The sequence below is a fragment of the Aeromonas aquatica genome (assembly GCF_000764655.1).
GTDB lineage: Bacteria > Pseudomonadota > Gammaproteobacteria > Enterobacterales > Aeromonadaceae > Aeromonas > Aeromonas aquatica.
Genome location: NZ_JRGL01000136.1, coordinates 23,397 through 32,045 on the forward strand (window position 1 = coordinate 23,397; position 8,649 = coordinate 32,045).

An 8,649-nucleotide genomic window follows, 5' to 3' on the forward strand; every position below is an offset into this window, starting at 1 on the left:
ACAGCACCAAGCCACCGGGGCGGCCAACCGCGAACCGGCCAACGATGAGATTGCCTACCGGAGACTACGGGAAAGCTAGAGAAGGTCTGCAAACAACCCTGCGCACAAGCGACTCCAACCTGCCGCGGTGTACGGCAGCGCAGATTTTGCTGTGACGCGTTAGGCGGTTAGAAGAACCTCCTGAACTTCCGATACGTCGAGCGACGGCAGGCTGCCGACATTGATGCTGTACCTAATGCCTGTTACACCGAGTGGCGGGACGTAGTCATCTGGGAGTCTGGGAAAGTTACCGGCAACTTCGAAGACGTGGACATCGCGGAATGTGAACCGGAGGAGTGCGCCTGTCTGTCGTAGGTCCTCGTGCCAGCCGAGTTGTGCCAAGCGTGAATCGAAAACATCTAGCGCACGCCCATCGGATGCCAGCTTCTCCCGAATTTCATCGACGCGGTCTGCCAGCGTTTCGTCGCCGCCAAGACTGCGCTCCAGCATGACGCTGACAAACAGTAGGCGCTTGCTGGCGGGTGCTTTCAGCTGATCGAAACGGGATATTTCGTGCTTCGGTTCCGATCGCGTGGTGGTCTTCACTTCTACGTGGACGCCCTGCCCGACGAAATCATGACGCTCCCTTTCAGGGCCGCTCCAAAGGTGGCTGACGCGCGGGCCGATGGTCGGGAGTAACACGTTGGACAGCACCCAAAGCTCGCCGAAAAGACCGATCTGCTCTGCCACACTCAGTTCAGGTGCGAGCGGGCGCAATGCCGCACGCATATCGTCGATGATGCGCTCAACCGAGACAGCAGGATCGCGGCCTTCAATGTGGATGGCGTGGAGGACCTTGTTGGCTACCAGCGTAAGTAGTTCTTCGTGGTGGCTGCGTGCGGAAACGTCCAGCCAAGTCCGTCCGCCTTCCAGGATGCGGACCTGAAGGCTCTGCAGGTCCGGCGGTAGGTTTTGCGGGGCGACATCTATGGCCAGCAGCAGGTGCAGGCGTCCGTCGTCTGATACTCCGATCAACGCTGTTTCGAGGTCTTCGGCCGCCTGTTCGTAGATGTCCTCGTGCGGAGGTCGCTGCTCGCGCAGACTTGCCCAACGGTCTTGCGTGATCTCAACCATTGCGTACCCCACGGTTCACGACAAGCCGTTGTTCGCCGTCCGCAGTGCGGGGCAGCGAAAGCGCGAGGCCTAGCACTGCTTGTGTTGGCGCACGGAGCGGTTCGGGATCTAGGGGGTAGAGCAGGAGCAGGCCCTGCTGCGCGGGTCGGTCCTCGCGCATTGCCCGTGCATTGAAGCCTGAGCCAGCGCGGTAGTTCTCCGGTCCGCCATGCAGGTCGACGCCTTCATGGCGTGGATCGATCAAGATGCCGATCGACTCGTTGGCCTGCAACGAACGTCGAACAAGGCCGAAAGGCCTTCCACCTAGGAGTACCTGTCGTTCCCGCTGCGGGTTGGCTACGAACACGGCCCAGTTCGTTAGCTCTCCCGCTTCGGCTCGCCACAGGATCCAATCGGCAATCTCCGCGCCCTGAAATGCTATGCTGTTCGGGTGCCCTTTATAACGCCTCAGGAACAGTGCGACGTCCTCGGCCGGTACATCGTGTGCTATGGCGCCACCGTATGCATCCTGTGTCGGGGGGTACTGTCGCAGTAGGGCGGACGCCAAGTCCAAGTTCCGTTCAAGCAACTCCCGGTCCTGCATGGGAAACAGAATCGTCTGCGGGTTTTCGCCAGACCATGACCGTGCATCATCCGTCTGCATCCTGCTCTTGCTCTTGCTGGTGAGCAGGAGCTTTGAATGGGCGCGCATCCGAATGGCCATCTGGTCAGGCCTGCGGCCGGCCTTGTTCAGTGCCGTTATGGAGTCACGCAGGGATTCTTCGACTAGCGCCAGCTCCACAAACCACTGAGCGATGCCTTCGGTCGTCCAGATGCGGATCAGGTCTTCATAGCCAGCCCTGAAACCATACCAGCGGGCCATCTGCAGCAGAGCGTCCGCCAGCGTTGTGGTGCGCAGGAAGTAGGCGATCGTCAGTCCCTCAAGCGTCAATCCGCGCGACAGCCGATTGCCGCCCACTGCAACGAGCTGCCGTCCAGGCTTAGCGTCGTATTCCAGTTCATCGCCCGTCGTGCTGTTGAGAACAACGACGACCAGACGAGCCAAGTTCGTGACAGCCTCTTCCAATAGAACCTCGTCGCTGCAAGGCAGATCTACCGGTCCCAGCCCTGCGAGCGTTGACCGAAACATCTGTTTGAGCACGCCGGGTTCGGCGCTCTCATGATGGAACCAGTTGCGGATCTGTTCCTCAATCGCCCCTCCAATGCGCAACTGATCCTTCTGGAGATGGGATACGTGCACCAGCATCGTGTTCGGCTTACCCATCTGGCCGCGCTGCAGTCTGATGGCGCCGACAAGTGCAAATGTTAGGAGGGCATCGGCGAGCGACTGGGGAAGATCCAGCGGTCCCCGGGCAACAATCGCCTCACCCTTTCTGCGCAGCTTCGGCTTCAGAGCCTTCACATCTGCCGCGTCTACATGGCGTAGTACATCGCGGCCCTGCGAGCTGACGCCGAAAAGCTCTTCCGTACCGGTGTAGCCGTCCGGCCGCGGAAGCTGCACGACGAAGTCCTTGGGGAACAGGTCTTCGCCGACCTGACTGTCACTGGCGTCTGGGTCGATGAGGATGTTGGCGAATGGCGTAGCCGTGTAGGCGATGTATGTGGCCCTCGGAATCTTTCGGAGAATGTCGCGAATCAGGGCGTTGGTCAGTGACGGGGCCGTGTCGTCATCCGGTTCGATGTCGGTGTCGATACTGGGGTCGCGCCGATTTCCGCGTGTATTGATCGAGGCCTGATCGGCTTCGTCATCGATGAGAAGAACGGGTACATCAGCGAGCCGGCCTTCGAGTTTGCCGAACCACTCGTTGAGCCGTTTCAGGATCGGCGTGATCTTCTTCGCGACGATCAGAACGGTACCGGTAGATGCGAATCCGTCGGCCACCTCTGGCTCACGAAAGTCTGAAGCTTCATCGGTCAGCGTGATCCAGTCGACGCCGGTCCCGGCCAGCTCCAGAGCTAGGCGCTTCTGTGTCTGGTTTCGCAGTGAATCGTGAATGCCTGAAAGAACGATGATCAGGCGGTAGCCGACATCGGCTGCGCGTGCTGCCACAGCCGTGAAGTTGGCGGTCTTGCCGGACTGAACGTAGCCGACGACCAGACCCCGGCACTGGAATTCCGGGCGACTTACCGGTGTGGTCTTCGAGATGATCCGCAGTGACTCTTCCGCGACCGACGCAATCTGGTGCGGCTTCCATTTGGGCTGGGCCCGCAGATAGGCTTCATGCCGGGACCAGTTGGTCCAGGCGGTTGCATCGGTCCACAGGGCCAGCCTGGGCTTCAGTGTAAGGGGAAGCGGAAGCCGGACCTTCATCAGACCTTGTCCGTCAGCTGGTCCGGAACTCCGGCCGACTCCAATGCGCGAAGGAATTCAGACAGAGCCGTCTTGACCTCGGCATCCTTGTCGATGAGCTGTACGAGCGTCACCAGCGTCGGCATCAGCGGGGTGACCTCGACTTCCTCCCCCTTGAACCCGGTCTTGCGTTGCCATGGCTTGTCGCCGCTGCTGACAAGGCGGATTGAAGTTCTGTCCTTCTTTGCAGCCGGGGCCGGAGCAGGTGCCGCCACGGGAGAACCTCCCGCTGCTGTCGTCGGAGGCAAGAAGCCGCCTGGCGCTGGTGTGCCGGCCGGCGACACAGTCTTGCCGCCTCCTTTCGGAGTCGGCGCAGCTTTTTCCTTTTTGTTGTACCGGGAGCGGGCTGCTGCGCGAGGGCTCTTCAGCAGGTCTCCGAGGGGCTTGGTGATCGCAAAGGGCAGGCGAATGAGCTGCTTGCTGATATCTACCTGCAACTGCTCATCAGCCAGCCTGTCGAAGTCGACTGCGACACGAATCAGCTTGGTGTGCTCATCCTTGGCGAAGAGATCTTCCCAGCCGCCCCATTTGATAAGACGGTCAAGTCGATAGAAGTACAGGCCCTGAGCATCGTTTGCGCGGCCATTCAGGGAGTGGCGGTCGCGTTCGACGCGTTGTTCCAGCGGCGGCAGATCCTTGATGTATTCGTCGAACTCTTCCTCATTTGGCGTGACGTACGCACGAACATAGAGGGTAGGCGTCTTGTCCGGAGAAGCGCCGGGAAGCTCGATGCGATGCTGGTCGTACTCTTTCGTCAGCGGGTGTCCCATAGGGTTGTTGGCACGCAGAACGTCATCGTTCAGCCGGATGACTACCTTCTCGCGCCCGCGCGCCTTGCCTTCAAGATACCGGTGGAAGACCAGTTCGAGGTGTGACTTGATGGCAGCGAGTTCCTGCGCGTAGGGAGAATCTGCCCTGCCTCTCGCAGGCTCCATCGAGGGGCGCATCTGCGTGAGCAGCACGGCCGAGCCCGAGTCGCCGATGTCCACTGCCGAGGCATGCTCGGGAGCTACCGGGTCGCTCAGAAGCTCCCAGCGGCGCGTCTTGGCAAGATGGTCCTTGTCCCAGGTGAGTGTCGTGCTCTCGTTTCCGGCAGCTTTCGATACGACCGTCAGTCGATCGGCCTGGGACCAGGCCGCCCCCTTCAGCCCATAGCCGAACTTGCCCAGATCGCCGTCGTCATATTCTCGCTGGTGCCCGATCTTCATGGCGTCGCGCAGACCCGATGGAGTCATGCCTGTGCCGTCGTCGCGAATGCACATCCACCGGCCGCCCGCATTGGGATTCGGGAAGGTGATGTTGATCTCCCGAGCGCCATGCGACAGGCTGTTGTCCACCAGATCGGCCACGGCGCTGGGCAGGCTGTGCCCGGCACGAGCCAGGATCTTGAAGAGACCGAGCGGGTCCGGTGCGGCGTCATCATCGTTGCGGTTGATGTCGTTTTCTTTTTGTGACGTCACGGACACTGTTTCTGCCTCCTTGAATAGCTGCGGGAAGTGATCCGAGAGCACTGCCTGGCAGTGCTGGCCTTCCTCACCGTACAACGCAATCATTGCGGATTTGCCGAGCTGGGCGCTCTCCCCATGGCTCAGGATCGAAGAGCGGGCTGGGTGGTCTGCCGGGATGACAACCCAGGATGCATTGGCCGGGGTGCTCGAGGCATCAACTACCATCGCGAACAGGACGCCTGGGTCGACGAAACTGTAGAAGGAGCTTTTCGGGCAATCGCCTTCGAATCTCCAATTTTTGTGCTGCCGCTTGAGCCATGAAGCAATCTCAACCACGGTGCCTTCGTCTTCGAGACGCCGGCAGGCGATAGGGATGGTGTCCGGGTTCTCTGCTGAAGGAAAAACTTTGCCGACGACGTCCCAGTCGAAGTTGATGGAACGCTGTTTGGCGCGTTCCTTTCCCTGGCGGCGGTACTCATGAAACATGCCGAGTTCGGAATGAGTCAGCAGTCGGAGAATGGTGAACTTCATTTCCTGCCCTCTATCGTCTTGATTTGTGATGGATCCAAATCGAACAATTCCACACGCATGTCCTGAGTCTCCGGTGCATCCAGGCACTCCCGCATTCCACGAGCGATGGCATAGGCAAAGAGTGGTGGCACGGCGTTGCCAATCTGCTTGAATGCCGGGTTCATCGATCCTTTGAAAACAAAGCCGTCAGGGAATGACTGGAGCCGCGCAGCCTCACGGACGGTTATAGTACGTGCCTGTTTCGAGTCGAAGTGGATGTGGGAATAAGAGTCCTTGCCGAGGTGCGCCATCAGCGTACGTACCGGGGCATCGGCGCGGAGCTTCCACCACTTGTTCGGAAACTTTCCCGGGTCATACGGGATGCGCCAGGACATGATGTATGTGCTGACGTCTGCGTTTCTCGGGTCGGTGGGCAAACCGAGTCTTCTGCGGTCGGCAAGCCAGTCCGCAATTTTCTGCTCTACATAGGCATGTACCTGCGGGTACTCCCAGCCAGGCTGCATCTCGGCGAAGATCTTGTAGTCACGTGGCAGATATCGGAAAACGTGACCAGTCGTAGACCTAGTCGCAAATCCGTGCCACTCCCGCATCAGTCGCGAATAGGCAGTCGACGGTTTTTCTGCTGTGTACTCGACAGGTTCTGATGGGTCTTTCGCCCCGCGACGAATGGCACCCGAGCGAAGCATTTCTTCAGCGTACAGGTGCGGCAGATCTGCCAGCGCATCAGAGGCCGATGTGGCCGCGGGAGAGTCGGGAGCTGGATCGGGAATCCAGCGGTGGTGCGCCGAGCCTTCGGCTTTGATAACCCGCCTCGCAGCACTTTTGGAACTGGTGTAGCCGGATGGCAGAATCAAATGGTGCGTTGGCACAGGAAATCTTGGCTTGATGCCGGTCGAACGATGGAAGCCGATCAGAATCATCCGCTCCCGCATCTGCGGAACGCCGTACCAGACGGAATTCAGCAGTGTGTAGGCTACATCGTAGCCTTCTTCGGCAAGGCTTTTGGAAACGAGCTCGGCAACATTGGTGCCGCCATGGTTGAGGATGTCTGGCACGTTCTCCATCAGAAGCGCAACAGGCTTTGTCGCCCGGATGAATGCGACGTAGCGCTCCCACAGGCTGACCCGTCCATCCACCAGGAAGGCTTGGTTTGCGGTCACCTCTTCACGCAAGCGGGCCTGCTCGCGGAGCTTAGCCCGGCCTACACGGGCGAACGCCTGACAGGGTGGCCCGCCGACGAGGACATCGATATGACGGTCCGTGGCACCCTGCAGCCCGAGAGCGCCGAAGACAGTGTCAGCGGTTTCGATTACCGCGTCGCGCGGGGCGTGGTGCGCTTCCTTGTCACCCCCGACCGAGTGCGAGCCGAAGTTGGCTCCGTGCGACTTCGCAGCCCACGGGTCCATTTCGATCGATGCGACCGGCGTAAATCCGGCGGTCAGGAAGCCAAGGGATATGCCGCCACAGCCTGCGAACATGTCCATGTAGCGGATTTCGCCGCCTTCCTGAATACGCCGCAGCTTGCTGCGGATCAGCTCGTCGTCTGGGGTCGAGGCGCGGGAATTTTTGCCAGTCGAGGGGGACAGGTCTGCAGCAGGGGTAATGGGCTTTTCGTAGGTATTGCTGGGCTGCGATTTGCGCAGCTCGGTTTGGATGGACATCCGGTATCTCTCATAGGGAATATGCGCCAAGACCAGCTGCGCGGAGCGCGGAACGACGGCGGTTCAGGCCTATTCATACCACGCGACGCAGCCCGGCTTTACGAATCGTCAACCGGGCGCCAAATGTTACATTATGTCAGAGTGTAATGAAAATACCGCGAGGTGTCGCCTGCGCAGGCTGCGTGAACCTTCATAATTAGCCAGCCTCAACCGGCGATAGAATGCCCTTAGCCTCAAGATTTCACGGGCAACGGGGTCCATCTCAACCTAAACGACGATATCTAGTCGCTTACCATTGCCTGATGAGGCAAAGCCTTCGCCCAGCCCTCCGGGACCTGCGAAGAAATCCACGATTTGAATCGGCTCGCGAAGCGGAAAAGCTTTTTCCAAGGAGGTATCCTGCGACAAAGCTGGCTGGTGGCTGGTGGCTGGTGGCCGGGACGGGAAAGGTGCCTTGCCGCAGGATTTCTGGTCCAGCTATTCAGCTATGGCCAACAGTCGCGGCGGCTGAGTGATCCTTGGAGTCGCTGAGCAGGAGTGTACCTTCACCCCTGTCGGCCTCACCGAGTCGGAAAAGGTCAAGCAGGATCTATTCAATCAGCTCAACGATAGGGACAAGGTCAGCGTCAGCCTTCTCTCCGAGCAACATGTGCAGATTGTGCAACTGGCGGGTAAATCGGTGATTGCCATCCATATTCCATCTGCGTCACGCAGACAGAAGCCGGTCAATCTGAAGAAAATACCGTTCGGGAATACCTATTTGCGTCTGCACGATGAGACCGTCAAACGCATGTTGGCCGAGCAACTCCATGACAGCCGAGATAGTGAGATCCTCTCCGAGCATTACCACTTTTCCGAGGATATTGACCTCGATAGCTTGGGGGTTTATCGCAATCTGCTTTCGGCCCACAACCCCCACCACGCCTATCTGGATCTCGATCTCTTCGAGTTTTTCAGGGTGATCGGCGGTTGGCGTAAGGATCGGGAAAATGGCAAGGAGGGTATCACCCTCGCCGGTGTGCTGATGTTTGGTCATTGGGAGGCCATTACCGCTGCCGCTCGAACTACTTTGTCGATTATCAGGAAAGGCCGGAAGCCAAAACCGAAGCTCGCTGGGTGGATCGACTTGGTCTGGCAATCTGTTTGACTTCTACCGCAAGGCTTACCAGAAGCTGACCACGGATTTGAAGATCCCCTTCCAGTTGGTTGAAGGGCAGCGCAAGAGCGACACTCCGGTACATATCGCCTTATGTGAAGCGTTGGTCAACTACTTGGTCCATGCCGATTACTCGGAACGTGCCTCCGTGCTGGTGGTCAAGCGTCCCGATATGTACGGCTTTCGTAAGGCTCTGTCCCAATTACGTGTTGAAAGGCTAACCTTGAAGTAGGTCATCACCCTGAAGGCCACCATCATGGATACCCAAGCCTTTCAACACCTGCTGTCTCTCTTCCCACTGCTCACCTTGCGCCAGCGTCGTCTCGCACAACATGAACTCACAACTCCCCATCCCATAACCTCGCTGGTCACCCAGTTGCCAGCTTGCCG

5 protein-coding genes and 1 pseudogene are annotated in these 8,649 nt (G+C 59.0%); 2 read left to right on the forward strand and 4 right to left on the reverse strand.

The annotated features are described in order from the left end of the window. Window positions 1-159: 159 nt before the first annotated feature. Genes LG30_RS0118055 through LG30_RS0118070 form a run of 4 tightly spaced genes read right to left on the reverse strand, consistent with a single transcriptional unit; the run spans window position 160 to window position 7,103 of the window. Complete coding sequence (locus LG30_RS0118055; protein ID WP_033132081.1) at window positions 160-1,113, reverse strand: PD-(D/E)XK motif protein; 954 nt, start codon at window positions 1,111-1,113, stop codon at window positions 160-162. Beyond that, window positions 1,106-3,424: a Z1 domain-containing protein gene (locus tag LG30_RS0118060; RefSeq protein ID WP_033132082.1), complete on the reverse strand. Its 2,319-nt coding sequence runs from the start codon at window positions 3,422-3,424 to the stop codon at window positions 1,106-1,108. The genes LG30_RS0118055 and LG30_RS0118060 overlap by 8 nt, the downstream gene beginning before the upstream one ends. Continuing rightward, the gene (locus LG30_RS0118065; protein WP_033132083.1) at window positions 3,424-5,442 is read right to left on the reverse strand and encodes an ATP-binding protein; all 2,019 of its coding nucleotides are present in this window, start codon (window positions 5,440-5,442) and stop codon (window positions 3,424-3,426) included. Before LG30_RS0118065 ends, LG30_RS0118060 begins: the two co-directional genes overlap by 1 nt. Then, a complete protein-coding gene (locus LG30_RS0118070) occupies window positions 5,439-7,103 on the reverse strand; it encodes a DNA cytosine methyltransferase (RefSeq protein ID WP_033132084.1) in 1,665 nt (554 codons plus the stop codon). The genes LG30_RS0118065 and LG30_RS0118070 overlap by 4 nt, the downstream gene beginning before the upstream one ends. 511 nt (window positions 7,104-7,614) lie before the next feature. Here LG30_RS0118070 and LG30_RS22630 point away from each other — a divergent pair. Then, window positions 7,615-8,250 (forward strand): hypothetical protein, encoded by a 636-nt coding sequence (locus tag LG30_RS22630; RefSeq protein ID WP_052101187.1) that lies wholly within the window; start codon window positions 7,615-7,617, stop codon window positions 8,248-8,250. A 265-nt stretch (window positions 8,251-8,515) separates the two neighbouring features. Beyond that, a pseudogene (locus LG30_RS22225) lies at window positions 8,516-8,649 on the forward strand (IS1595 family transposase); the annotation flags it as partial.

What these genes read in the sequence shown, in the direction of transcription:
- LG30_RS0118070 (WP_033132084.1), bottom strand. Translation starts at nt 7,103, where the DNA reads ATGTCCATCCAAACCGAGCTGCGCAAATCGCAGCCCAGCAATACCTAC.
- LG30_RS0118060 (WP_033132082.1), bottom strand. Translation starts at nt 3,424, where the DNA reads ATGAAGGTCCGGCTTCCGCTTCCCCTTACACTGAAGCCCAGGCTGGCC.
- LG30_RS0118055 (WP_033132081.1), bottom strand. Translation starts at nt 1,113, where the DNA reads ATGGTTGAGATCACGCAAGACCGTTGGGCAAGTCTGCGCGAGCAGCGA.
- LG30_RS0118065 (WP_033132083.1), bottom strand. Translation starts at nt 5,442, where the DNA reads ATGAAGTTCACCATTCTCCGACTGCTGACTCATTCCGAACTCGGCATG.